Annotated in this window: 26 protein-coding genes; 9 read left to right on the top strand and 17 right to left on the bottom strand. The window is 72.2% G+C overall.

Features of this window, described 5'->3' with window-relative positions:
- Window positions 1–12 precede the first annotated feature (12 nt).
- Genes RIN75_RS12010 through RIN75_RS11995 form a run of 4 tightly spaced genes read left to right on the top strand, consistent with a single transcriptional unit; the run spans window position 13 to window position 6,910 of the window.
- On the top strand, window positions 13–1,428 hold the full coding sequence (locus RIN75_RS12010) for a hypothetical protein (protein ID WP_309111926.1): 1,416 nt from the start codon (window positions 13–15) through the stop codon (window positions 1,426–1,428).
- A gap of 1 nt (window position 1,429) precedes the next feature.
- On the top strand, window positions 1,430–4,267 hold the full coding sequence (locus RIN75_RS12005) for an AAA family ATPase (RefSeq protein ID WP_309111925.1): 2,838 nt from the start codon (window positions 1,430–1,432) through the stop codon (window positions 4,265–4,267).
- Between the two features lie 19 nt (window positions 4,268–4,286).
- Complete coding sequence (locus tag RIN75_RS12000; protein ID WP_309111924.1) at window positions 4,287–6,689, top strand: caspase family protein; 2,403 nt, start codon at window positions 4,287–4,289, stop codon at window positions 6,687–6,689.
- Window positions 6,686–6,910, top strand: a complete 225-nt coding sequence (locus tag RIN75_RS11995; protein ID WP_309111923.1) for a hypothetical protein — start codon at window positions 6,686–6,688, stop codon at window positions 6,908–6,910. The genes RIN75_RS12000 and RIN75_RS11995 overlap by 4 nt, the downstream gene beginning before the upstream one ends.
- A 46-nt stretch (window positions 6,911–6,956) precedes the next feature.
- On the opposite strand, the gene RIN75_RS11990 is transcribed toward RIN75_RS11995, so the two are convergent.
- From RIN75_RS11990 to RIN75_RS11965, 6 genes are all read right to left on the bottom strand, one after another.
- Window positions 6,957–7,409: a luciferase family protein gene (locus tag RIN75_RS11990; protein ID WP_309111922.1), complete on the bottom strand. Its 453-nt coding sequence runs from the start codon at window positions 7,407–7,409 to the stop codon at window positions 6,957–6,959.
- 31 nt (window positions 7,410–7,440) lie between these two features.
- On the bottom strand, window positions 7,441–7,656 hold the full coding sequence (locus tag RIN75_RS11985) for a hypothetical protein (protein WP_309111921.1): 216 nt from the start codon (window positions 7,654–7,656) through the stop codon (window positions 7,441–7,443).
- A gap of 30 nt (window positions 7,657–7,686) precedes the next feature.
- Window positions 7,687–8,223 (bottom strand): hypothetical protein, encoded by a 537-nt coding sequence (locus RIN75_RS11980; protein WP_309111920.1) that lies wholly within the window; start codon window positions 8,221–8,223, stop codon window positions 7,687–7,689.
- A 440-nt stretch (window positions 8,224–8,663) separates the two neighbouring features.
- Window positions 8,664–9,578 (bottom strand): hypothetical protein, encoded by a 915-nt coding sequence (locus RIN75_RS11975; RefSeq protein ID WP_309111919.1) that lies wholly within the window; start codon window positions 9,576–9,578, stop codon window positions 8,664–8,666.
- Between the two features lie 176 nt (window positions 9,579–9,754).
- Complete coding sequence (locus RIN75_RS11970) at window positions 9,755–10,615, bottom strand: carbohydrate-binding protein (protein ID WP_309111954.1); 861 nt, start codon at window positions 10,613–10,615, stop codon at window positions 9,755–9,757.
- A gap of 121 nt (window positions 10,616–10,736) precedes the next feature.
- Complete coding sequence (locus RIN75_RS11965; RefSeq protein ID WP_309111918.1) at window positions 10,737–11,645, bottom strand: helix-turn-helix domain-containing protein; 909 nt, start codon at window positions 11,643–11,645, stop codon at window positions 10,737–10,739.
- A gap of 224 nt (window positions 11,646–11,869) precedes the next feature.
- Between RIN75_RS11965 and RIN75_RS11960 the strand changes: the two genes are divergently transcribed.
- The gene (locus RIN75_RS11960; protein WP_309111917.1) at window positions 11,870–14,113 is read left to right on the top strand and encodes a PQQ-dependent sugar dehydrogenase; all 2,244 of its coding nucleotides are present in this window, start codon (window positions 11,870–11,872) and stop codon (window positions 14,111–14,113) included.
- Between the two features lie 335 nt (window positions 14,114–14,448).
- On the top strand, window positions 14,449–14,826 hold the full coding sequence (locus RIN75_RS11955) for a hypothetical protein (RefSeq protein ID WP_309111916.1): 378 nt from the start codon (window positions 14,449–14,451) through the stop codon (window positions 14,824–14,826).
- Between the two features lie 92 nt (window positions 14,827–14,918).
- Here the strand turns inward: RIN75_RS11955 and RIN75_RS11950 are convergent, their stop codons facing one another.
- Window positions 14,919–15,440, bottom strand: a complete 522-nt coding sequence (locus RIN75_RS11950) for a peroxiredoxin-like family protein (protein ID WP_309111915.1) — start codon at window positions 15,438–15,440, stop codon at window positions 14,919–14,921.
- Window positions 15,441–15,516: 76 nt separating this feature from the next.
- Here RIN75_RS11950 and RIN75_RS11945 point away from each other — a divergent pair, with 76 nt between their 5' ends.
- On the top strand, window positions 15,517–16,113 hold the full coding sequence (locus RIN75_RS11945; protein WP_309111914.1) for a TetR/AcrR family transcriptional regulator C-terminal domain-containing protein: 597 nt from the start codon (window positions 15,517–15,519) through the stop codon (window positions 16,111–16,113).
- Window positions 16,114–16,305: 192 nt separating this feature from the next.
- On the opposite strand, the gene RIN75_RS11940 is transcribed toward RIN75_RS11945, so the two are convergent.
- The 3 genes from RIN75_RS11940 to RIN75_RS11930 all read right to left on the bottom strand — a co-directional run bounded on the left by RIN75_RS11940 (window position 16,306) and on the right by RIN75_RS11930 (window position 17,848).
- Complete coding sequence (locus tag RIN75_RS11940) at window positions 16,306–16,605, bottom strand: hypothetical protein (RefSeq protein ID WP_309111913.1); 300 nt, start codon at window positions 16,603–16,605, stop codon at window positions 16,306–16,308.
- Complete coding sequence (locus RIN75_RS11935; RefSeq protein ID WP_309111912.1) at window positions 16,589–16,828, bottom strand: DUF397 domain-containing protein; 240 nt, start codon at window positions 16,826–16,828, stop codon at window positions 16,589–16,591. The genes RIN75_RS11940 and RIN75_RS11935 overlap by 17 nt, the downstream gene beginning before the upstream one ends.
- A 135-nt stretch (window positions 16,829–16,963) precedes the next feature.
- Complete coding sequence (locus RIN75_RS11930) at window positions 16,964–17,848, bottom strand: helix-turn-helix transcriptional regulator (protein ID WP_309111911.1); 885 nt, start codon at window positions 17,846–17,848, stop codon at window positions 16,964–16,966.
- Between the two features lie 223 nt (window positions 17,849–18,071).
- On the opposite strand from RIN75_RS11930, the gene RIN75_RS11925 reads away from it, so the two are divergent.
- Window positions 18,072–18,905: an SAM-dependent methyltransferase gene (locus tag RIN75_RS11925; RefSeq protein WP_309111910.1), complete on the top strand. Its 834-nt coding sequence runs from the start codon at window positions 18,072–18,074 to the stop codon at window positions 18,903–18,905.
- 64 nt (window positions 18,906–18,969) lie between these two features.
- On the opposite strand, the gene RIN75_RS11920 is transcribed toward RIN75_RS11925, so the two are convergent.
- From RIN75_RS11920 to RIN75_RS11905, 4 genes are read right to left on the bottom strand one after another with little or no spacing between them, the layout of a single operon-like run.
- Window positions 18,970–19,764, bottom strand: coding sequence for an alpha/beta hydrolase (locus RIN75_RS11920; protein ID WP_309111909.1), 795 nt, complete (start codon window positions 19,762–19,764; stop codon window positions 18,970–18,972).
- Window positions 19,765–19,776: 12 nt separating this feature from the next.
- Complete coding sequence (locus RIN75_RS11915; RefSeq protein WP_309111908.1) at window positions 19,777–20,403, bottom strand: DUF998 domain-containing protein; 627 nt, start codon at window positions 20,401–20,403, stop codon at window positions 19,777–19,779.
- Entirely contained in the window at window positions 20,400–21,107 is a 708-nt protein-coding gene (locus tag RIN75_RS11910; protein WP_309111907.1) for an SRPBCC domain-containing protein, read from the bottom strand. Before RIN75_RS11910 ends, RIN75_RS11915 begins: the two co-directional genes overlap by 4 nt.
- A complete protein-coding gene (locus RIN75_RS11905) occupies window positions 21,107–21,694 on the bottom strand; it encodes a helix-turn-helix domain-containing protein (RefSeq protein WP_309111906.1) in 588 nt (195 codons plus the stop codon). The genes RIN75_RS11910 and RIN75_RS11905 overlap by 1 nt, the downstream gene beginning before the upstream one ends.
- Window positions 21,695–21,831: 137 nt before the next feature.
- On the opposite strand from RIN75_RS11905, the gene RIN75_RS11900 reads away from it, so the two are divergent.
- Window positions 21,832–22,560, top strand: a complete 729-nt coding sequence (locus RIN75_RS11900) for a DUF2306 domain-containing protein (protein WP_309111905.1) — start codon at window positions 21,832–21,834, stop codon at window positions 22,558–22,560.
- Here RIN75_RS11900 and RIN75_RS11895 read toward each other — a convergent pair.
- From RIN75_RS11895 to RIN75_RS11885, 3 genes are all read right to left on the bottom strand, one after another.
- Window positions 22,509–23,000: a methylated-DNA--[protein]-cysteine S-methyltransferase gene (locus tag RIN75_RS11895; protein WP_309111904.1), complete on the bottom strand. Its 492-nt coding sequence runs from the start codon at window positions 22,998–23,000 to the stop codon at window positions 22,509–22,511. The two genes, RIN75_RS11900 and RIN75_RS11895, sit on opposite strands and share 52 nt — an antisense overlap.
- 10 nt (window positions 23,001–23,010) lie before the next feature.
- Window positions 23,011–24,468, bottom strand: a complete 1,458-nt coding sequence (locus tag RIN75_RS11890; protein WP_309111953.1) for an AlkA N-terminal domain-containing protein — start codon at window positions 24,466–24,468, stop codon at window positions 23,011–23,013.
- Window positions 24,469–24,572: 104 nt separating this feature from the next.
- The gene (locus tag RIN75_RS11885; protein WP_309111903.1) at window positions 24,573–24,758 is read right to left on the bottom strand and encodes a hypothetical protein; all 186 of its coding nucleotides are present in this window, start codon (window positions 24,756–24,758) and stop codon (window positions 24,573–24,575) included.
- Between the last annotated feature and the right edge of the window lie 133 nt (window positions 24,759–24,891).

The raw sequence follows: 24,891 nt of genomic DNA, 5'->3' as shown, positions 1-24,891 counted from the left end.
GAGGGAGACCGGATGTCCTCGGTAGACGGCGTCATCGCGCGGCTGCGGGCCCAATTGGAGGGCCTGACCGGGGCCGCGCGGGTCGAGCCGCTCGGCCGCCTCGGGCAGGCGCTGGTGCAGCGGTTCTCGCAGAACGGCCTGGGCGCGCCGACCGCCCTGACCGACCTCAACGGCGCGGTCGCGGCGTTCGAGGAGGTGCTGACCCACGTCGGCGAGCGCGACCCGCTGCGGGCGAACGTGGTCATGCTGCTGGGTTTCGCGCTCAGCGCCCGCAACAGCTACATGAACGACGACCGGGACCTCAACGCGTCGATCGAGCACCTGAGCGCGGCGCTGGAGTCGGACGGCATCCCGCCCGCGTCCGCGGCAGGCGCCCGGATGATGCTGGGCCAGCAGTACCTGACGCGGGCCATGTCGCGGGTGGCGACGGGCCAGTCGATGATCGGCATGCTGACCGCCGCCGCGAACCGGACCGAGATCCCGGACGTCGACCGGGCCGTCGAGTGCTTCCGGGCGGTCGTGGACGGGCCGGCCATCAGCGACGACTTCCGCGACATGGCGCAGATGTCGTTGGAGATGGCCGAGGCGGTGCGGGCGATCCTGGGCGGTTCGCCGGGCGGCTACGACTTCGGGAACATGCTGGCCGCCATGGGCAAGCTCCAGGACCTCCAGCAGCGGTTCGGCTCGGGCGGCAAACCGGGCTACGGGGCGTTCCGGTTCGAGGACGTGTTCAACTTCTCCAACCCGGGCCGGCTGATCAACATGGACCCGTTGGACCACCCGGTCGCCGTGGTGGAGGGCGCGGTGGAGGAGCCGGGTCCGTCGGCGGCGGCGCCCGTCGAGCCCGAGCCCGAGCCGGAACCGGTGGACCTGCGCGGTGTGCTGCGCAAGCGGTTGGGCTTGGCGGAGCCGGTGTGGGAGTCGGCGGCCGGGCTGCTGGTCGCGGACGTCCCGGCGGTGGACGTGGTGGACGAGGTCGTGGCGATCGCGGGCACCGTGGTCGACGAGGACGAGGACGCCGACGTGGTGGACTGGTTCCTGGTCGCCGTCACGCTGCACCTGCGGCACCGGCTCGATCCCGGCGGCGACGACCGGCAGGCGGGAGCGGACGCGTTGCTCACCGCCGCGCGCAAGGCACCTGTGGATCACCCGGCGCTGCCAACGGTGTTGCGGTCGCTGGGCGCGTTCCTGGACGCGGACCGGCCGTTGGGCGGGGTGCTGGACGCGGTGGCGGCGGGGTTCGCCGGGCGGTTCGACGCGGTCCTGGCCGGCGGCGGGGTGACCGACCCGGACGAGTGGGCCGACCTGCACGCGCTGCGGTGCGTGTGCCGGGCGGCGTGGGCGGTCGCGGAGGCCGGGCGGGCGGTGGACCGGTTGTCGCCGGGCTACCCGTGGCCGGGTCCGCTGAAGGCCGCGGCCCGGCCGTGACATGGCGCAGTTCATCGGGCGCGACACCGAACTGGCGGCGCTGACCGGGCTGCTCGGGCAGGTCGCGGAGCACCGGCCGGCGGTGGTCGTGCTGGACGGCGAGGCCGGGGTCGGCAAGACCCGGCTGGTCGCGGAGTTCTCGGCGGCGGCGCGCGCGGCGGGCGCGGTCGTGCTGTCCGGCGGGTGCCTGGAGCTGGCCGGCGGGGCGATCCCGTACGGGCCGCTGATCGAGGCGTTGCGGCGGCTCGTGCGGCAGCACGGCGAGGAGGAGGCGCGCCGGCTCGCGGGTCCGGCGTGGGCGGAGCTGTCCGGTCTCATCGCGGACTTCACCGGCACCCCGGCCGCGCCGACCCTGGGCGCGCAGACCCGGGTGTTCGGCGCGGTGTCGCGGCTGCTGGACCACATCGGCGAGCAGCAGCCGCTGGTGCTGGTGTTCGAGGACGTGCACTGGGCCGACACGGCGACCCTGGACCTCATCGCGTACCTGGCGCTGACCGGGACCGACCAGCGGATGATGCTGCTGTGCAGCTACCGGTCCGGGCTGCGGCTGGGCCATCCCTTGCGCGCCCGGCTCGCCGAACCGGAGTTCACCCGGCGCACCCACCGGATCAGCCTGGCCCCGTTCACCACCCGCGAGCTGCGGGCGTTCGTGGCGGCGCTGACCGGCGCCGACGTCAGCCCGGAGCGGGCCGACCGGTACTTCGCGCTGTCCGAGGGCAACCCGTACTTCACCGAACAGCTCGTCGCCGCCGGACCGGGCTCGCGGGTGCCGGACTCGATCGGCGACCTGATGCACGGCCGCCTGGCGCAGCTGGGTCCGGACGCGGCGACCGTCGTGCGGGTGGCGGCGGTGGCCGGGCGGCGGGTGGGTGACGCGCTGCTGGCCCGGGTCGCCGGTCTCGACGAGGCCGCGCTGGACGCCGCGCTCACCGAGTGCCTGGCGCAGGGGGTGCTCGTCGAGGACCGGGAGGAGGAGTCCTACAGCTTCCAGCACGCGCTGCTGCGCGAGACCGCGTACGAGGCGGTCCGGCCGCGCGAGCGGCGGCGGCTGCACGGGGTGCTGGCGGAGGCGCTGGCCGAGGAGGTCGACGGCAACCCGCACGTGCTGCCCGAGCTGGCCCACCACTGGATCGCGGCGGACCGGGTGCCCGAGGCGCGGTGGGCGGCGGTCGGCGCGGGCGACCTCGCCGTGCGGGTGCGGGCGTTCCCGGAGGCCGAGGCCCAGTACCGGTCCGCCCTCGACCTGTGGGACCGGGAACCCCGCGCCGACGACGCGACGAAGGTCCGGGTGCTGACGGCCGCGGCGGACGCCGCCCGGTGGGCCGGGCACCTGCGGCAGGCGGTGACGTGGGCGGAGGAAGCGGTCGCGTGCGCGGAGAACACCGATCCCGCGCTGTTGGGCGAACTGTACGAACGGCTGGGCAGCTACCGGTGGGAGGCCGGGTTCGACGACGACGCCGTGGCCGCCTACCGCGCCGCCCGTCGACTGCTCGACGACGCGCCGCCCAGCGCCGCCGGGTCACGGGCGAGCGCTGCGCTGTCCACTGTGGACATCAAGCGGGGCGACTACACCGGGGCGCTGGCGCTGGCCCGCGCGGCGGAGGACGAGGCGCGGGCCGCGGGCGCGACCGCCGAGGTCGGCCGGGCCAAGAACAGCTCCGGCCTGGCGCTGACCCTGCTGGGCAAGCACACCGAGGGCGTGGCGGACCTGCGCGAGGCGCTGCGCGTCGCCACCGAGGTCGACCACCTGGAGGACATGCTGCGCGCCTACGGCAACCTCGGCGTGTGCCTGGAGCGCGCGGGCCAGGTCGCCGAGGCGGTCGAGGTCTTCCAGCAGGGCCTGGAGAAGAGCCGCGAACTGGGTCTGCTGGGCGCGCGGCAGGCCGGGCTGCTGGCCAACAACGCGTGCGCCACGCTGTTCCTGCTCGGCCGGTGGGCCGAGGCGGGCGTCCTGATCACCGAGGTGCTGCGCTACTACCCGGCGCGCGAGACCACGTTCCAGCGGCTCACCAAGGCCGAGATCGACCTGGCCACCGGCCGGCTGGACGACGCCGAGCAGCTGCTGGAGAGCGTACGCGACCAGCCCAGCTCGCAGCCCCGGTTCCTCAGCCCGCTCTACCGGTGCCTGGCCGAACTGGCCGCCCACCGCGGTGACCCGGAGGCCGCGCTGGACACCGTGCGGCACGGCGTGAAGGCCATCGCGGACGCCGAGGACCACCTGCTGGTGCTGCAGCTGTGCGCGTTCGGCCTGCGGGTCGCCGCCGACTCCGGCACGCGCGCCCCCGACCTGGTCGAGTGGGCCCGGACCGCGGGGCGCGGCGCGGACGACGCCGAGTCGGCCGTGCTCGCCGCGCAGAGCGACGCCGAGCACCACCGGGCCGACGACGCCGACACCGCCGCGGAGTGGACCGCCGTGGCGCACGCGTGGCGGACCCTCGACCGGCCCTACCCGCTGGCGTACGCGTTGTCCCGCTTGGCTTCCGCCGCCGCCCGCGACGGTGACCGGGCGGGCGCGGCGGGCGCCGCCGCGGAGGCCGCGGAGATCGCCGAACGGCTCGGCGCCGCACCCCTCCTGGACGCGGTCACCCGGCTGGCCAAGGCGCACCGGCTGGCCCGCCGGGCCGAGCCGAAGGACAAGCTCCCGTTCCACCTCACCGCCCGCGAAGTCGAGGTGCTGCGCGAACTCGCGGGCGGGTTCACCAACCGGCAGATCGGGACCCGGCTGTCGATCACCAAGGAAACCGTCGGCACCCACCTGTCCAACGCCTACCGCAAGCTCGGCGTGGACAACAAGGTCGCGGCCCTGGCGAAGGCCCGCGACGCCGGACTGCTCCGCTAGCTCAACCCTGGAGGACCCCATGGCCCGCAAGGCCCTGCTCATCGGCGCGCAGACCGGTGACCTCACCGGCGTCGCCAACGACGTCGCCGCGATGGCGGACGCCCTGGCCCTGTGGGGCTTCGAGAGCACTCGGCGCGAACGGGAGAACGCGAGCCGCGCGGGCATCCTCGACGCCTACGAGCGGCTCATCGCCCAGGCCCGCCCGGACGACGCGGTGGTCGTCTACTACAGCGGCCACGGCGCGTACGCCCCCGACCCGGAACGCGGCTGGGGCACGCCCGGCCACCGCGTGCTCCAGCTGATCGAGCCCACGGACTTCGCGGCCTCGACCGAGGACGACTTCCGCGGCATCACGGCGCTGGAGCTGTCCGTGCTGCTGGCCCGGCTGACCGAGCGGACCCGCAACGTCACGGTGGTGCTGGACTGCTGCCACTCCGCGCACATGTCCCGCGACCGCGACCCGGTCGTGAAAGGACGGTCCCGCGCGGTGCCGGCCCGGCTCATCCGCGCCCACCTGGACACGTTGCGGCGGGAGGGACTCCCGGTCGACGTGGGGCAGCCGACCGGCAACCCGCACGCGGTGCGGATCGTGGCGTGCGGGCCGGAGCAGCTGGCCGGCGAGGCCGCCAACGCCGACGGCGTCCGCATGGGCTACCTCACCGACGCGCTCACCCGGTCGCTGACCGAACTGCGGGACAGCGGCCTGGCGGTGTCGTGGGCGACCGTGGTGGACCGGGTGCGGCAGCGCGTCCTGGCCGCGTGGCCGACCCAGCGGCCCGAGGTGGAAGGCCCGGCCCGGCGGGTGGTGTTCGACACCGTCGAGGCCGACCCGGTCGCCACGTTCCCGGTGAGCCCGCTGCGGGACCGCGTCCGGATCGCGGGCGCGCCGCTGTTCGGGGTGCGTCCGGGCGACGAGTTCGTGGTGATGCCCGACGACTCCCCCGAGGCCGACGACGACCGCAAGCTCGGCGACGTCGTGGTGGAGCGGATCGACGCCCAGGCCGCGTACGGCGTGCTCTCGACCGGCCTGCCGGTGCCGTTGGGCGCCCGCGCCCACCTGGTCCGCGCCGCACTGCCCGCGCTGCCCGTCCGGATCGCCGGCGACGACCCCCGCTCGGCGACCCTCGCCCGGCTCGTCGAACCGGTGCCGATCGTGCGGGTCGCCGACGACGCCGAGGTCCACGTCGAGGCGGAGCCGGGCGGTTTGGTCGTGCACGACGCTTTCGGGCCTTTGCACGCGCCGCAGCCCGCGGATCTCGTGGTGGCCAACCTCAAGCGGGTGGCGCAGGCGAGGGCGTTGAGGTGTCTCACGGAGGACCCCTGGCTGGCGCTGGGAATCCCGGTGTCCATCACGTTCTCGCGGGTGGTGGACGGCGTGGCCGTGCCGCTGCCCCGGTCCGGCGCGGTGGTGCACTCGGGGCAGGCGATCTGCGTGGAGGTGCGCAACGACGGCACGGACACGGTGTACGTGTCGCTGTTGGACATCGGTGTGTCGAACCAGATCTCCGTGCTCAACCCGAACTCGCCAAGCGGGGTGCGGCTGGACGCCGGGCGGTCGTACACGTTCGGCGGCAACGACTACAGCGGCGCCCTGGCCGGTTTGGCGGTGAGCTGGCCGCCGTTGGTGCCGGCGACCGAGCCGCGTCCGGAGACCATCGTGGTCCTGGTCAGCGCCGAGCCCACGGACACCCGGGTCTTGGAGCAGACCGGCGTGCGCGGCGGCGGGTTGTCCCGTTTGGAACGCCACCTCCGCCAGTTGGGCACCGCCGGCGTCCGCGAAACCGCTCCCGAGGCGGCACGTCCGGTCCGCTTCGCCGTGCACACCGTCGACTTCGACCTGGTCCCCACCCCCGCGCCGCCGCCGGAAACCGCGGTGTTCCAGGTGAACGACCGCCCCACGGTGTTGCCGTGGACCCGTTCGGCCCGGTCTCTGGATGTCGCCGTGCACCTGTCGGACCTGGTGGTCCACCACAACCGCCGCTTCCGCCACTCCGACGTGCGGCTGGACGCCCTGGTGGTGACCGGCGGCGAGTTCCACGTGCACACCGAGACGTTCACCGACATCAAGGACGGCGAACGCCTGCCCCTGTCCACGCCCGTGTTCACCGGCACCGCCCGGTCGACGCTGGACGTGGCCGTGTGGATCTCCCCCAACGGCCCCCTCGACCTCGCCGCCCGGTTGCGCTGGCGCGGAGCCGTGTCCGACCTGGTGGACACCGCCCACCGGCTGCTGCGCGACGAGTTGGGCGACACCATCGGCCTGTACCGGACCACGCTGACCGCCGCCGAGCACTTCGGCCTGAGCCGCACGGTCGACGACTCGGCGGTGCGGGCGCAGGACTTCTCGTTCCGCTGCGCGGTGGCGGAGCCGTCCGTCAGGGTTGGGGTAGTGGGTTCACAGCGAGAGGGGACAGCGGGATGAAACGAGTGATCATCGGTGACCAGTCGTGGGGCCTGTCCGACGCCGACGCGGCCAAGGTGGTGTCCGACATCGAGCAGGCCATGACCGACGGCACCGTCGTCCGCCTGCCACTGCTGGCCGAGGGCCGCCCGGTGACCGTCTTCTTCAACGGCAAACTGGCCCTGACCGCCGTCGTGGACGACGACTCCGGCACCCGCCCCACCGAGATCTCCGGCTACTGACCGGTTCCGCTGCGCCGCCGGGCAGCGCGTCCCGGCGGCGCAGCGGTCAGCCGACCGCGAAGGCGTGGCTCTCCCGCACCAGGCCCCACACCACGTCCAACTCGGCCTCGTCCCGGGGACCGAAGACCATCAGCAGCGTCCCCGGACGCTCCCCGGCCCGGGCCACCGGGTGCAGTTCACCCCACCCCGCGCGCTCGACGTCGGCCACCCGCTCCAGCGGCAGGCACAGGTGCAGGCTGCCGTCATCAGGACCGTGCAGGTGGGCGAACTCGGCGTCCACCAGGAACGCCGTGGGGTCCGAGCCCGGTCGAGCCAGGTGCAGCGCCCGGGACTCGGGGAAGGAGATCCCGCTGGGACCGGTGCGGACACCGGCCAACCCGGTCATCCGCCGCCACAACTCCTCCTGCAACGCCACCGGGGCGATCTGGCTCAACTGCTGGTGCGGCACGGCCGGCCCAGTGGCGGGACGCGGCCCCTTGCGGATCGGCAAAACCTTCATGCGCGGGACGTTACTGTCGTGGAGATAGTGGTTACCTAGAGGAAAGTGCGTAATCCGGCAGGGTGATGTCCGTCGCGAACCAGTCCGTCGACTTCAGCAGCAGCTTCAACAGCAGCCGCGAACGGAACATCGAGTTGCGCATCGCCATCCGCAGCCGGGTCGGCGGAGCCAGGAACGGGCCCGTGTTGGCCTTCACCGCGACCTTCGCGTACCCCCGCAGCAGCGACTCGTACCGCGCGAACGCCACCCCCGGTGATCGCCCCGCGCCGCCACCAGCTCACCCGCCAGCACGTACGCGCCGACCACCGCCAGCCCGCTGCCGAACCCGCCCAACGTGTTCCCGAACTCGGAATCCCCCAGCAGCACCACGCGCCCCTTCGAGTACGACGGCACCCGCACCCGGCTGATCGTGTCCAGGTAAAGGTTGTCCACCCGCGACAACCGCTCCACCAGCTCGGGGAGCCGCCACCCGCCACCCCGGTAGGCCTCCGTGCGCCGCCGCCGCGGTCACCAAGCGCATCGCGGTCGGCTGGTCGTGGCGCGCGGCCCAGCGCAGGGCCGCCACCAGGTTGTCGTGCTCGGCGGACAGCAGGGCCAGCCGGTCGAGCTGCTCGGCGCGCCGCAGGTGCGGGTCGGCGCGGTGGACCAGGTCCAGGAAGTGCCGGGCGTGCACCTGCTCAAGCTCCTCACCGGACTCGACAAGCTTCTCCTTGCAGTACAACAGGATCGTGTCGAGCATCCGGTAGCGCCCGGCGCGCACCCGCGGCAGCGACCGGTCCACCAGGTCGGCCAGCGCGTCGTCCGACCCGCACACCGCCGCCACCGCCTCCGAGCACCACGTGCGGCACCTGCGCCCCGTCGACCAGCGCCGACAGGTCGACGAAGCACACGTCCCGCGCCCACCGCCCGGCCGCCTCGACCGCGAGCCGGGTCTTGCCGATCCCGCCCGGCCCGGTGGCCGTCGCGAGCCCGGTGCACGTCCACGTCGTCCGGGTCCACCACGATCCGGTACCCGCCCCCGGCGAACTCGATGACCCCGTCCGGCAACCCCCGCCGCAACCACGACACCCGCGCCTGCACCGCGTTGGGGTTCTCCCCACCGAAGTCCACCACGCGCCCGGCGTCGAGGAGGAGCCCGGTCAACAAGGCCCGAGGCTTGGGCCCACCAACCGCGACCACCGCACCGGCGTCCGTCCGCACTTCCAGTGGACCAAGGATCCCGAACCACATGCCCCGATGCTGCCGACCGGGGCCTCACTCGCAGCCGATGCCGTCCTTGTCGTTGCCGTCGAGCCGGTACACGTCCGGACCAATCACCTGGATCGGACCGCGCACGTAGGCGGGGCCGTCACCGCTGCCGCCCTCGCAGTCGACGTCCGATGCGATCGGTACGCACGGGGTGTAGCTCGGGTGGCACTCCTGCGCGGGTGCGGGCGGCGGAGGCGGCGGGGCCTGCGTGACCTCGCGCGTGGTGGGTGCCGGTGCGGGCGGCTGGGTGTCCGGCGGCGGGGCCGGGGCGACCGTGGTGGTCGTCGTGGTCGTGGTCGTGGTCGTCGGCGGTGCGGTCGTGGTCGTCGTGGTCTTCGTAGTTGTGGTCGTGGTGGTGGTGGACGAGTCGGCCGCAGTGGGCGTCGTGGGGGTTCCGCTGTTGGCGGCGACCACGATGAGGAAGATCGCGCCCAGCACACCGCCCGCGATCCACGCCGGCTTGTGCGCCGCGAACGTGTTCTGCCGCTGCGCCGGGATCGGCGGGGTCCACGCGATCGTCGGGGACGGAGCGGGCGCGACGGGTGGCATCGGCACCGCGGAGGGGTCGCGGGGCAGGTGGAGGACGATCTCCAGACCGCGCGCGCCGCGCGTCACGGTCGCCTCGCAGCCCGGCCGCGCGCCCTGTCCCAGCAGGCCCGACACGAGGTCGCCGTACCGCTGCGACATCAGCCAGGTCAGCTCGCCCACCCGCTGGCCGTCCAGCCGCACCTCGACCGCCTGCTCGCCGCGGTACTTGCCGGCGGCGATGGCGCACCAGCCCAGCTCCACCACCACGCGCCGCTGCCCGCCGGGTGCCACCGGGTACCGACCTAACACCTGTTGGTGGTGCTCCTCGCGCGTCACGGTGACGGCCACCTCGGCCGCTACCACCACCAGTCCCGACGACGGGTTCTCGACCACGACGACTCCTGACGCTCCAACCGACGTACGCGCTGACCATCGGAGGAACGGAGCAGGTGTTACCAGTTGGGGCACAACGACACCCGGACAGTCCAATGTGGATCAGCCACGAATACACCGAAGGCCCCCGGGGTGTCCAGGGGCCTTCGGCCCGGCCTGTCCGCAATTCTCGGGAATCAGGCGGCGCGCCACAGGGCGGGTGTGTTCGGCGGTTCCCAGCCGGGTTGGGCGGTGTGGGTTTGGAGGCAGACGTAGCTCGCGCCGCCGTACGTGACGCTCGCCCCGGTCGAGTAAGTGGTGCCGACCGACCACGTGCCGCCGGGTGGCTGCGAAGTGGTCGTGGTCGGGCTGGTGGGCGAGGTGGTCGGGTTCTGGGGGACGTTCAGGACGAAGTCGAACAAGCCCTCCCGGCCGGTCCCGACGTTGCGCACGGTCATCAGCAGGCGCGGGTCGAAGATCGAGTCCGTGTTGTTCCGCGGCTCGTTCGGGAAGTACAGCTGCGTGGTCAGGATCCGACCGCCGGGGTTCTGCACCTTCACGTGGATGTGCCGCGTCCGCCCCGGGTACAGCCCCGGCACGATGGTCTGCAACGTGAACTTGCCGTCCGGGCCGGTGAACTGGTGGCCGCGGAAGCGGTAGCCCCGGTTGTCGTAGACGCCGTTGTTGTCGCACTGCCAGAAGTCCAGCAGGGCGTTGGCGATCGGCACGCACGCCAGGCCGAAGACGTAGCCGCTGACGGTCAGCCGGGTGCCGACGGTGCCCGCGTCGACCAGCGACGTGCGGCGCGGCGAGTTCGGCTTGAAGTACGGGCCCTCGGTCTGCGGCGGGGTCGGGTCGTCGCCGTCGTCGCACTCCGGGGTCAGCTCCAGCGTGCCGCCGGTGCTCGGGACGGTGCGGGCCAGCGCGGGCACGCCCATCAGCGCGGCGGGCAGCGCGACGCCGGCGGCGACGGCCGCGCGCAGCACGGGTCGGCGGCTGACGTGGCGGGAGTCTGTCTCGTCCTGGAGGGCGCCCTCGGTGGGGCGGTCGCCGTCCATCGGCGTGTCCATGCCTGCTCCTCGTGGGGATGGCTCGGGATTCATCTCGAACCTATGGAGCTGCCCCGACCCGCGACGATGGACTGGACCGGTTGGTCGTGGTGAATCTCGCGGGCGGCCATCACTGTGAACGCCCCACCGCGCGGACGTCCCCGCGGCGGCGGAAATCGCCCGGGCTCACACCCGCCTCGCGCCGGAAGAACCGGCAGAAGTAGGCCGGGTCGCCGAACCCCACCCGCCCGGCGATCTGCCGAACGGTCAGGTCCGTCCGGGCCAGCAGCCGCTTGGCCTCGCCGGCCCGCGCCTCGCGCACCAGCTGCGAGGGCGTCCGGCCGGTCGCCGCCTTCACCGCTTCGGTGAGGTACCCGGGAGTCACGCCGATGCGCTCGGCGTAGGCGCTCACCGACCACAGCCCCAAGTCCGGTCGGGCGGTCAACCGCGCGAACTCCTCGGCGACCGCGCCGGGACGGGCGGGTGGCACGGCCGAGGCGGTCTGCGGCAGCCGCGCCGCGCGCACCACCAGGACGTGCAACAACGCCCGCAGCACGGACTCCACCCCGCGCGCCCCGGCCCGGTACTCCTCCTCCAACTCGGCGATGAGCCGGCCCAGCCGGGCGTGCGTCGGCCCGTCGAGGGTGAGCCAGGGGCGTTCGGACAGCCGGCGCAGCAGCTCGCGGTCGCCGGGGTGGTCGAGCAGGAAGTCGTCGGTGAACAGGACGACGTGGCCGGACAGGTCCCGGGCGTCCCAGTGGTGCACCTGGCCGGGCGCGATGACGCACAGGTGGGGCGGCCGCAGTTCCCACCGGGCGAGGTCCACCACGTGCGTCCCGGTGCCGCCGGTGACGTAGACGATCTCGTGGAACGTGTGCCGGTGCGGGAAGTTCGCCCGCGACATCGGTCCGATGGCGTCGAAGGTGCCGATGGCGAACGGCAGCGCGTTGAGCATCGGCACTTCCAGCCGGTGCATGGGCAGCTCACCGCCGTTCTGGACCTGGCAGGGCGTCCCGGGTAACACGGTCGTGCCGCGCATGTCCCAATTCCTCTCGCAGGGGGCGGACCGGCGCCCGGTCGCAGGAGGGCGAAGGTCCAGACCAATCACGTTCACCATGACACGGCCGGCGAGCCCGCGGAACTGCTCCGAACGTGGGTGACTCACCGGGTGAACGGGCGACACGCGCCAAACTCCGAGTGGTCGATCATCCGACGTGTCACCCTTCCGAGCCCACTCATCCGAGTTAGGAGGGGTCCGCCGCCATGAACCCACTGCGTCTGAGACGCACCACCGCCGCCCTCGTCCTCGCCCTCGGCGCCGCCTGCCTGGCCGCCGTCCCGCCACCCGCCCGCGCCGCCGTGCCCGCCGGCTTCACCGACACCCTCGCGATCGGCGGCCTGACCCAACCGACCGCCGCCGCGTTCGCCCCCGACGGCACCGTGTTCGTCGCCGAGAAGAGCGGCCTGGTCAAGGTCTTCGACTCGCTCGCCGACCCCACCGCCACCGTGTTCGCCGACCTCCGCACCCGGACCCAGGACTTCTGGGACCGCGGCCTGCTCGGCCTCGCCGTCGACCCCGCGTACCCCGCCCGCCCGTACGTCTACGTCGCCTACACCCACGACGCCGAACCCGGCGGCACCGCGCCGCGCTGGGGCGACACCTGCCCCACCCCGCCCGGCCCGATGGACCGCGGCTGCGTCGTCACCGGCCGCGTCTCCCGCCTCACCATGGGCGCCTCCGGCGTCTCGATCGCGGAGAAACCCCTGGTCACCGACTGGTGCCAGCAGTACCCGAGCCACTCGATCGGCACCGTCGCGTTCGGCCCGGACGGCGCGCTCTACGTCGGCGGCGGCGACGGCGCCAGCTTCGCCTTCGCCGACTACGGCCAGGTCGGCAACCCGTGCGCCGACCCGCCCGGCCCCGCCGGCACCGACCTGTCCGCACCGACCGCGCGCGGCGGCGCGCTGCGCTCGCAGTCCCCGCGCCGACCCGCCGGCGAACCGGTGAGCCTCGACGGCGCCATCGTCCGCATCGACCCGGACACCGGCGCGGCCCTGCCGAGCAACCCGCTGGCCGGCCACCCCGACGCCAACGCGCGCCGGATCGTCGCGCACGGCCTGCGCAACCAGTTCCGCTTCGCCTTCCGGCCCGGCACCGAGGAGATCTGGGTCGGCGACGTCGGCTGGGGCGACTGGGAGGAGGTCAACCGGATCGCCGACCCGGACGACCCAATCGTGGAGAACTTCGGCTGGCCCTGCTTCGAGGGCACCGGGCGGCAACCCGGCTACGACAGCGCCGACCTGTCGCTGTGCGAGTCCCTCTACGCCGGCGGCGGCCACACCCCGCCGCACTACGCCTACCACCACTCGGCGAAGGTCGTCCCCACCGACCCGTGCCCGACCGGCGGGTCGTCCATCGGCGGGATCGCGTTCGAGGGCAACGGGAACTACCCCGCCGAGTACGACGGCGCGCTGTTCTTCGCGGACAGCTCGCGCGGCTGCGTGTGGGCCATGAAGACCACGAACGGGGTGCCGGACCCGGCGAAGATCGTGCCGTTCGTGACCGGCGTGGACCTCCCGGTGCAGCTGCTCACCGGCCCCGGCGGCGACCTGTTCTACGTGGCCCTGGGCGCGGGCCAGCTGCGCCGCGTCAGCTACCCGACCGGCGGGAACCGCGCGCCCACGGCGGTCGCCCAAGCGAGCCCGTCCACCGGTCCCGCACCGCTGTCGGTGCAGTTCGACGGCCGGGCGTCCAGCGACCCCGACGGCGACCCGCTGACCTTCGCGTGGGACCTCGACGGCGACGGCGCGTACGACGACTCCACCTCCGCCACGCCCACCCACGTCTACCACGGGACCACCGTCGTCGGGCTCAAGGTCACCGACTCCGCCGGGGCGTTCGCCACCACGACCACCACCGTCACGGTCGGCGGCCAGGACCCGGTGCCGGTGATCGACGACCCGACGTCGCTGGTGCGGTGGGCGGTCGGCGAGACCGTGACCTTCGCCGGCCACGCCACCGACCCGCAGGACGGCACGCTGTCCGCCGGGAACCTGCGGTGGCGGCTGAGCATCCAGCACTGCGCGACCACCGGCTCGTGCCACGAGCACGTGGTGCAGGAGTCCACCGGCACCTCCGGCTCGTTCGTCGCGCCGGACCACGAGTACCCGTCGTACCTGGAGCTGACCCTGACGGCGACCGACTCCGCCGGCCGGTCCGCCGCCACGAAGCTCCGGCTCGACCCGCGCACCGTGGTGCTGACCTTCACCTCGTCACCGTCGAACGCGAACCTCACGGTCGGCAGCACGACCCAGCGGACCCCGTTCTCCCGCACGGTGATCGTCGGTTCGGTCAACTCGATCAGCGCGCCCTCGCCGCAGATCCTCGGTGAGCTGCGCCTGGGCTACCGGTGGTCGAGCTGGTCCGACGGCGGCGCGCGGACGCACAACATCGTCGCGCCCGCCTCGCCGACCACGTACCACGCCCAGTTCCGGGTGTGGTCGTAGGCCGCTTCGAGAAAGCGAAGGACCCTCACCCGCGGTCCTTCCGGGCCGCGGGTGAGGGTACTGCGAGCAGCTCAAGACATGCCGTCGAACGCCATTTCGGAATACTCCACCGGGTCCCGCCCAATTCTGTTGCCGGCCAATGCCCCAGCTCACCCGAGTGGCACCGCAGCGCTCCCACCAGCCCAGCCGCACACACTCTGACGTGCAACCGAAGCCGGCCTTTCACAGTCGAGAAGAATGGTGAGCGCGCTTTTTGTAATGCGCTGTCAACGTCGGTTCAGGTGCCGGGACATGGCACCGGGGGAAGTCGAATCCGACATTCTGGAGACATCGACATGAAGAAGTTCGCGCGCGTTCTCACCACGGCCGCCGCCGGCGCCGCGGCCGCACTCGCACTCACCGCGGGCGTCGCGCAAGCCGCCCCGAACGGCTCGGTCTACCTGTACACGGGGACGAACGCGCACTGCGCGTTCAGCGGGGACAACGGCGTGGCGGGCGGCGTGTTCACCGGCTACGAGTGCCGCAACGGGGTGGCCGGGTACAGCGTGCTGGTGGACGCGACCGGCGGTTCGTTCAGCGACGTCTACATCAACACCTTCGACGGGCTCGCGAACTGCTCCTTCGCCGGCGACAACGGCACGTCCGGCGGGGTGTGGGACTCCTACCACTGCCAGTCGGGCTTCGCGGGCTACAGCCTGACGGTCAGCGCCTGATCCGTTCGGCCCGGGGCGTCACCCGCCCCGGGCGTTCGAACACACGTTCGAGCGGTCCACAGCTGTGGACAGCCCTGTGGACAACCGGTGGATCACCCCGCCGCGGCAAGGAGTTCGTCCACCGACCACTGGTCGTAAGCGTGCACACCGCGCTTCTCCGCCACGATCCGCCCGTCCGGCGCGATGAGGAAGTCCGCCGGCAACCCGAGCCGACCACCCGACGGCGTCGGCAGCGGTCGCCGCCCGCGCAGCACCGGCCCGAGGTCCCGGACGATCCCCCGCACGATGGCGCCCCACGCGCGCGGGTCGAGCAACGCCCGCGGCTTGGCCTCGACGCCGAACTCCACGTAGAGCCGCTTCTCCGGGTCCGCGATCACCGCGAACGGGAAGTCCTCGACGTGCGGCCGGAGTTCGTCGGCGGTGGAGTGGAAGACGACGACCTCCGCGATGCCCCGGGCCGCGATCTCGCCGTGCCGGTCCACGATCGACCTCAGGTGCAGGTTGCACACCGGGCACCCGGCGAACCGGCGGAACTGAAGGTGCACCAGGCGTTCCGGGTCGGGCACCCGCACGGGTCCGCCCAGCACCGCTTCCCACTCGCGCGTCGTGATCACAGCTCCCCCTCGTCACTTTAAGCGTGTGCTGTACGCCTACGACGTTATGAGCGTATGCCGTACGCTGTCAAGCGCCATGCCACGACCCAAGTCGCTCACCCCGGAAGCCCTCGCCGCCGCCGCGCTCGCCGTGGTGGACCGCGACGGCCTGCCCGCCCTGTCCATGCGCGCGGTGGCGCAGGAACTGGGCATGGGCACGATGTCCCTCTACCGGTACGTGCGGGAGAAGACCGAGCTGGAAGCGCTCGTCGTCGACCTCATCCTGTCCACAGTGGACGTCGAGCCGCCGGAAGCCCCGTGGCCCCAACAGGTCACCGTGCTGGTCCGGCGCGTTCGGGACGCGGTCGCGGCCCATCCCAACGCGGTCGTCCTGACGATGACCCACCGGCACCGCTCGGCGGCGATCAGCCGGTGGTCGGAGGCGGTGCTGGAAGTGTTGGCCGCCAACGGTTTCAGCGGTCCGCGACGGGTCGTGGCGCTGCGCTGCCTGCTGAGCTACCTGATCGGTGCGGTGCAACTGGAGCACCTGGGCCCGCTGACCGGACCAAGCACCGCCGTAATGGCCGGCAACGCGGAGTTCCCACTGCTGGCCGAGACCGCGCGCGCCGCGCCCGCCGTGGACCACGGGTTCGCGCGCGGGCTGGCCATCGTGTTGCGGGGTCTGGAGGGGTGAACTCCAGGTCGGCGCGGAGGTCGAGTGGGCGCCGACCTCCGCGCCGAACCGTGACGAACACGGAGTTCCGCTTCGAGCGTCACGGAACCGACAAGGGCGCGGAGCCGGTTCCCGCTGCGTCTCCAGGTCAGGTTCGTCGAGCGGGGCCACGTGCCGCCCCTGTCCCGTTCGGCGCGAACGGGAAGCCGGAGGTCATACGATCCGGTCGTCGGGCAGTTCGAGCAGTTCCTCGAGCACGCTCGACGCCGGACCGCGCCTGCGCCAGGAGAACCGGGACGGTGCCAGGACGTTCACCTCGTCCGCGGGCATCCGCATGGCCACCGCGTCGTCCTCCGTGTGCAGCCGGACGACGTCGATGACGGCGTCGTGCGCGCGGACTCCGACGACGGCGGCCAACTCGCCCCGCGCGTCGCGCGGGTGCAGGAACTGGAAGCCGCGGGCGATCAGCTGACGCAGTTGGAGCGTGGTGCGGGCGTCAGTCGACGAGGTCATCGAACTCCCCGTCCCTGGCACCGGCCACGAAGGCCGCCATCTCCGCCCTGGTGTAGACCAGCGCGGGACCGTCCGGGAACCGGGAGTTGCGGACCGCGACGTCGCCGCCGTCCAGCACCGCTACTTCGACGCAGTTGCCGTACTGGCCGCTGCGCGCGCTCTTCCGCCAGGTCACGTCCCGCAAAGCCGCAGCGGACATGCCGTTGTGCGCCTTGCCGGTCATCGACATCACCTACCCAACGACGACGGAGTGCATCTGCACGTGCATTTGACTGTGCACGGACGGTAGCACTGCGTGAGACCCGGGTAAATGCACGTGCAGATGCAGACGGCGAATCTCGCCCGGACGGAGGAGTCGCTAGAGGGCCGCTCGGAATTTCATGAGCATCTGTCGGCTCCGATCCGGCGTCTCCGCGTCCACCGTCAGCCGGTCGAAACGGCGGCTGTAGATCTCCAGCTCCTCGATTTTGTCCAGGTAGAGGGCACCGGCGAGGTGTTCGAGGTAGACGATGTCGGGCAGGTCGGGCTCACCGAAACGGAGCATCGTGAATGGTCCTTCCGCTGCGTAACCGCTCAGCTCGAAAGGAACAATCTGAAGAGTGATCGGTGCGTCCTTGGTTACGGAGAGCAAATGCTCGATCTGGGCGTGCAAGACGTCACGACCCCCGATCGGGCGATGCAACACCGACTCGTCGATGACCGCCCACAGCCGCGGCGCGCTCGGCCGGAACATGATCTTCTGCCGCTGCATGCGCAAGGACACCCGCCGCTTGACCTCCGGACCGGCCAGCTCGGGCCGACCGTTGCTGGCGATCGCCATCGCGTAGTCCTCGGTCTGCAGCAGGCCCGGCACGAAGTGCGTCTCGTAGGTCAGGATGCGGGTCGCCGCCTCCTCCAGGCCCACGTAGTCCTGGAACCAGTCGGGCATCAGGTCGTTGTAGCGGTGCCACCAGCCGGGCTCGTTGGACCGGCGGACCATCGCCAGGAACTTGTCCCGCGCGTCCGCGTCGGTCACCCCGTACATGGTCAGCAGGTCGGAGACGTCGCGCTCCTTCAGGCCGACGCGCCCCAGCTCCATCCGGCTGATCTTCGACTCCGACCCGCGGATCGCGTAGCCCGCGTCGGCCCGGGTGATCTCGGCGGCCTCGCGCAGCCTCCGCAGCTGCGATCCCAGCACGATGCGCAGGGCCGTGGGACCGCTCTCCCGCTCGGTCGCCGAGCCCTCGGAGTCACCGGCGCGCATACCTGATCCTCCCGACCGCGCTCTCTCGTGCGATCCCCCGCCACCCGAACAGCGGTTGCGTCCGAGCGGGGCGAACTCGCATCGTCACCGAACGTACACCCACGATCTTCCCCCGTCCGCCGCACACCGCTCACTCGGGCAAAGGGCCCATACTCTTACGCTCAGTGGACTGTGACGCGGCGCACAACCGCCGCCCCCCTGAACAACTCATGCGAGGTCACCAATGCCGGGCACGTCCTCGGACACCGCCATCCCCACCTACATCGACACCAGCAAGGCCAGTATCGCCAGGGTCTACGACGCCTTCCTCGACGGCAAGGACAACTACGAGATCGACCGCGAAGTGTTGCGCAGGGTCGAGCGCGTGGCACCCGAGGCCAAGACGCTCGCCGTCGACAACCGCGCGTTCCTGATCCGGGTGACCCGGTTCATCGCGAGCCAGACCGGCGTCACCCAGTTCCTCGACTGCGGCTCGGGCCTGCCCACAGCGGAGAACACGCACCAGGTGGCGCAACGGATCCAGCCCGACGCGCGGGTCGTCTACGTCGACAACGACCCGGTGGTGCTGGCCCACGGCCGCGCCCTGCTGGAGGAGAACGACCAGACCCACTTCTCCGCCGCGGACATCTTCACGCCGCAGGAGATCCTCAACGACGAGGTCGTGCGCCGCCACATCGACTTCGACGAGCCGCTGGCCCTGTTCCAGCTCGGCACGCTGCACCACTACAACGGCGAGTCGCCCACACCGGCCGAGATCATGGCCGAGTACATCGAGGCGCTGCCGACCGGCTCGTACGTGGCGATCAGCCACTTCCTGGACCCGCAGACCGAGGAGCACTCGGCGATCGCGCGGCGCATGGAGGAGACGTTCCTGCACTCCCCCATGGGTTCCGGGAAGTTCGCGACCCACGACGAGCTGCTGGCCATGTTCAACGGCCTGGAACTGGTCGACCCGGGCCTGGTCATCTGCGCCGACTGGTGGCCCGACGGCCCGCGGCTCAAGGAGCTGGACGCGGTGTCGTACTGCATCGCGGGCGCGGTGGCCCGCAAGTCGTAGCGCGGCCGGCCGAGGGGGCTCGAAGCGCCGTGTCGCGTTGCGGCACGGCGCTTTTTCGAGAGCTTCAGCGGCCGAAGAAGTCCACCAGGACCGGCGCGGTGACCTTCGCCTTGACCATGTGCGTCTGTCCACTCAGGACCTTCAGCTCGGCGTCCGGCAGGGTGTCGGCGAGCACCGCCTGCGCGTTGCGCATGTACTCGGGGCTCTTGCCGCCGGCGATGACCAGGCCGGGCACCTTCGCGCCGGACCACCGGTCGGCCGCCGGCTTCTCGCCCCGCTGGAACTCGCCCACCAGGCCGAAGTCGTGCGGCAGGGTGTGGGCGACGGCCTTGAGCTGCCGCCACGGCGGCGTGATCCGCATGATCGCCGTGACGAGCTTCGGCGTGCCCACGTAGTCCATGAACATCTTCACCGCGTCCGACCGCCGGTCCTCGGCGACCGCGCGCCGCACCCGTTCGGGCAGGTCGGCGGGCATCGGGGCGTGCGTGCCGTCGACGACCATCGGCGACTCGTAGATCGCGTACCGGTCGACGGGAACACCGCGGTGCACGGCCTCGGCGACGAGCGTGCCGCCGGACGACATGCCGAACAGGTACGCCCGGCCACCGGCCTCCTCGACCAGCGCGGCGATGTCCTCGACCTCGCGCGCCACGTCGTAGGGCGCGGTGTCGCCGCTCTCGCCCCGGCCGCGCCGGTCGTAGGTGTACACGGTGAAGTGCGGTGCCAGGGCCTGCGCGAGCCGGGTGGCCGGGCCGAACGCGCGGTGGCACAGCGCGCCGTCGACGATGACCAGCGCGGGCCCGGAACCGGTCTTGCCGTAGGCGATGCGCGTGCCGTCCTGGGACGTGACGTGACCCATCTTTCGTTCTCCTCAGATCTCGGCGCGGAGCTTGACGGCGACCGCGGACACCCACAGCCAACTGACGACGGCGACGACGTAGAGCACGACGGTCGCGTAATCGGTGCCCACGAAAGCGATGGGCACCACCGACGCCACCCCGACCGCCACGCACAAGCGCGACCACGCTCCGGTGAAGCGGCGGGCCATGACGAAGCAGGACGTGATCAGCGCGGGGAAGGCCGCGAAGAACGCCACACCGTGCAGGACTCCGTGCCACGACAGGGTTTCCGGCTGACCGGCCGGCGCGCCCGCCGGGTACCCGAACGCCGGGTCGGCCACGAACACACCGCCGCCGATCATGCCGACCGCGAAGATCCCGAACAGGATCGGCGCCCACGTTCCCGCCCGCTGTCCCTTGAGCGCTTTCCGCACCCCGAAAGCGAAGGCGAGGAACAACAGTCCACTGAGGACGAAGTTGGCGATCTGCACCCAGCCGCCCTCGCCGAGGGACAGGAAGCTCATCGGGTGCTTGGTCATGTCGAAGCCCTCGCGGGTGAACGCCTGCGCGAACCCCGTGACGAGGTAGAGCGGTCCGGCGATCGCGCCGCAGCCGAGGAGGAGCTTCGTGGTGTCCTGGGTCTTGGTGATCGTGGTCATGACAGGGTTCCCATCCAGGCGGACCACGTGCGCTCGTCGCGGTGGTCGTCGACGAAGACGTGGTGCATGGCGATCAGGTGTCCGGTGATGCCTTGGAAGAAGCGGTAGAGCGCGTCCGGGGTGCGGATGCCGATGGTCTGGGCGTTGGCGTAGTAGACGACGCCCGGGGTGCCGTCCACGTCGACCTGGTCTCCGGGCTCGGCACCGCCGAGCTTGGCGTGCAGGCGGGTCCAGAGGGTCGGCCAGTCGCCGATCTCGGGGCCGAACACGGTGACCGGCTCGGCGATCCGGCCCGCGAAGTGGGTGAGGTACTCGATGAGCGTGCGCCAGAACATCGCGCCACCGGCGGTCATCGCCTCGAACTCGTCCTGCCAGTCGTCGCCGGGCAGGAAGCCGGCGACGACCATGCGGAGCACGGTGCTGCCGTGGTCGCGGCCCTCGATCAGGAACTCGTAGGCGAGCTTGCGGCCGTCGGGGGCGGGTTCGCCGCCGTAGGCGAGGTGCTTGCCGGGCTCCCAGGCGGTGACCGGGTGCGCGGGCTCGTAGCCGCCGAACGCGCCCCGGATCGTGGCGCCCGGGTCGACCTCGTTGTGGCCCATGAACCACGAGTCGATGCCGGGGCCGGTCGCGATCGCGTCCCAGACCTGGTCGGGCGTGACACCGGCCAGCTCGACCTCGTTGACCTCTTCGAACGCGTGGCCCATCAGGACTCCTTGGGGATGCTGGGGTGGACGGCGACGACGATGCGATGCGGGCGCCCGCCTTCGGCCGCCTCGTCGTGGTACTTGGCGACCAGGCCGGCGACGGCGGTCGCGAGCTCTTCGGCGAAGGCCGCGCGGTCCTGGGCGGAGGCGAACCGGACTTCGCCGTCGATGGCGAACGTCGCCACCTTCTTGCCCGCCTTGGATGCGCCGGTGATGAGCTTCCCGACGTCTTTGACCAACCGCGCCGCAACCGCGAGCAGCCAACGTGCCGAGAGTCGGTCGGGCGACCGCTCCGGGTCGGGCTGCACGGCGGCGAGCGCGACGGGCGAGATCACGTAGGACGCGGCAGTCGCGCGCATGACCCGCTCGGTCATGTTGCCCTTGCGACGTTCCTCGGCCAGCTCGACCAAGCCGTGCTGTTCGAGCGTGCGCAGGTGGTAGTTGACCTTCTGCCGCGGGAGCCCCACCTTGGCCGCCAACGTGGTCGCCGAGCCGGGTTCGACCAGTTCGGCCAGCAGCCGGACACGTACCGGGTCCAGCGTCACCTCGGCCGTAGCCGGGTCCTCGATCACCGCCACTTCAAGCATGGGAGAACCTTCGCACCGACAAGTTCGATTGTCAAGACAACTCAACTTGTCGGTGTCCGACCTGCCCCGCCGGCCGCCGAGCAGTCCGTCAGCGTTTGGTGCGTGGCTCGTCAGCGGCCGTCGGCAGAGTCGGCCGCATGGTGCACACACAGGGGAAGCAGAAGTGGTGGCGGCGGCCGTGGGTGGTGCCGCTGGGATTCCTGGTCCTGCTGTTCGTCGCGTTCTCGCTACCGCCCTACCTCACCGGCGACCGCGCCCAGTCCCGCGTGCCCGACCCCGGCTACGCCTGGTACTACCCCGCCCTCGTCGGCCACGTCGTCTTCGCGTCCGTCGCGATCCTGACCGCCGTCCTCCAGATCTGGCCCTGGTTCCGGCAGCGCCACCCCAAGTACCACCGGTACCTGGGACGCGCCTACGTGTTCGCGGGTGTCCTGCCGGGCGGGGTGCTGGCGCTCCTGATCGGCGCGGTCAGTCCGTTCGGGCCGGTCAACGCGCTCGGCAACGTCCTCATGGGCTCGCTCTGGCTCGGCTTCACCATCACCGCCCACCGCATGGCCCGTCGCAAGCGCTACGTCGAGCACCGCCGCTGGATGCTGCGCAGCGCCACCCTCACCTTCTCCATCATCACCAACCGCCTCTGGGCCGTCGCGATGATCATCATCCTGCCGCCGTTCAAGGACAGCGCGTTCGGCGGCAGCGAGGTCGCCCTGATGCAGGCGACCTCCGCGATCTCCGCGTGGATGGGCTGGGTGCTGCCCTTCCTGTTCGTCGAGTGGTGGCTGGAGCGGGACGTCGCGCGCAAGCAGCGGCGGGTTCAGCGGCCCGCCGACGAGGCCAGGGTCGCGGTCTCGAACTCGAGCAGCTGACGCTTGCGGTCGATGCCGCCGCCGTACCCGGTCAGGTCGCCGGTCGACCCGACCACCCGGTGGCACGGCACGATGATCCCGACCGGGTTGCGGCCGTTGGCCATGCCGACGGCCCGCGCCGCGGTCGGCCGACCCACCAGCGCGGCCAGCTCCCCGTACGACACCGTCTCCCCGTACGGGATCGAGCACAGCGCCCGCCACACGGTCCGCTGGAACGGCGTCCCGAGCAGGTCCAGCTCCAGGTCGAACGACGTGCGCGTGCCCGCGAAGTACTCCTCCAACTGCACGATCACGTCGGCGAACGGCGCGGCGTCCGCCGGCCCGAACGACTCGTCGTCGGGCCGGTACCGCTGGTCGGTCATGTACAGCCCGGACAGCACGCCGTCCGTGGCCACGAGCGTCAACGGGCCGACGGGACTGTCGACCGTGGTGTGCGTCATGAGGGTCCTTTCACGCGGGCAGCCGGTTGACCGCGTGGTCACCGGTGGCCCAGAGGTGTTGGACGGCGTAGGCCCGCCAGGGGCGCCACGCGCGTGCGCGCTCGACGAGCGCGCCGGGGGTGTCGGGCAGACCGAGGGTCCGCGCGGCCAGCCGCACGCCCAGGTCGCCCGGGATGAACGCGTCCGGGTCGCCCAGCGCCCGCATCGCGATGACCTCGACGGTCCACGGGCCGAACCCGGGCAGCGCCAGCAGGTCCGCGCGCGCCTTGTCCCAGTCCGCGCCGACGCCCAGGTCGAGCGCGCCGGACGCCAGGGCGTGCACCAGCGCGGCGAACGCGGTCTTGCGGGACTGCGGCATGGCCAGCACGGCCGGGTCCAGCTCGGCTAGTTGCTCGGGCGTCGGGAACAGGTGGGTCAGGCCGTGGTCCTCGACCGGCGTGCCCGCGGCGACGACGATCCGCGCCGCGTGCGTGCGGGCCGCGGCGGTGGACACCTGCTGGCCCAGCACCGCGCGGACCGCGAACTCGGCGGCGTCCACGGTCCCCGGCACCCGCCGCCCCGGGTCCTTGTCCACCAAGGGTTTCAGCAACGGGTCCGCGGCCAGTTGCTCGTCGACGGCGATCGGGTCGGCGTCCAGGTCCAGCATCCGGCGGCACCGGGCGATCGCCAGCGACAGGTCCCGCAGGTCGGTCAGCGCCAACTGGCACGCCACGTGGTCCGGCTCGGGCCGCAGCGCCACGACCGCGTGGCCGTGCGGGGTGCGCATGGTCCGCCGGTACGCGCCGTCCCGCCACTCCTCCACGCCCGGCACGGCGGTCGCTGCCAGGTGCCCGAACAGGTTGTCCGGGCACAGCGGCGCGCGGAACGGCAACCGAAGCGACAGCACCCCCGGCGCGGCGGACGGCGCGGACCGCCGCGTCCGCAGGTCGGTGGGCGACATCGCGAACACCGCGCGCACGGTCTCGTTGAACGCCCGGACGCTGGCGAACCCGGCGGCCAGCGCCACGTCCGCCATCGGCAACCCGGTCGTCTCGATCAGCAGCCGGGCGGTCTGCGCGCGCTGCGCCCGGGCCAGCGCGAGCGGTCCCGCGCCGAGTTCGGCGAGCAGCTGCCGTTCGACCTGTCGGACGCTGTAGCCCAGCCGCGCGGCCAGTCCGGGGACGCCTTCGCGGTCCACCACGCCGTCGGCGATCAGGCGCATGGCCTTGGCGACGGAGTCGGCGCGGTGGTTCCACAGCGGTGAACCCGGACTCGCGTCCGGACGGCACCTCTTGCACGCGCGGAATCCCGCTTGTTGCGCCGCCGCCGCACTCGGGTAGAACCGCATGTTCTCGACCTTCGGCGGCACCACCGGACAACTCGGCCGGCAATAGATCCGCGTGGTGAGCACGGCGGTGAAGAACCACCCGTCGAACCGCGCGTCCTTGGACTGCACGGCTCGAACACAACGTTCCGCGTCTTGGTGCACGGCATCCAGCATCGGTCAACGCCAGGCCGTTGGCTGGCGGAAATGCGACATGAAGACAACACGCACCGGGCCGCCGCCGCACACCGTTGTGCGACCGGCCGGCCTCAGGCGTGCAGTGGAGCCGCGAGCCTGGCCAGTGCGGCCAGGTTCACCTCGGCCCGCTCCCGGTCGGCCGCGTCGAGCACGGTCCGCAGGATCGGGCACACCCTGGACGCGCCGGGGACGCCCCGTTCGTCACGGTCGGTGACCGGAACGGGTCCGGTCGTCCACGGCTCAGTCCCGGTCGGCATGGCAGGTCGCCGCGCCGTTCCACCGGCCGGGCCGGCTCTGTGCACCCCGCTGAGAAGACCCCCAGGACTCCTCAGCGGCGAACGTTCTGCCACTCGCGTTAGTTGCTTGCGAAACCACTTCGACCGGTCCCTT

The organism is Saccharothrix sp. (genome assembly GCF_031180885.1).
GTDB lineage: Bacteria > Actinomycetota > Actinomycetes > Mycobacteriales > Pseudonocardiaceae > Actinosynnema.
The sequence above is the reverse complement of the archived record's forward strand: the minus strand, read 5'-3'. Positions and strand labels throughout refer to the sequence as shown.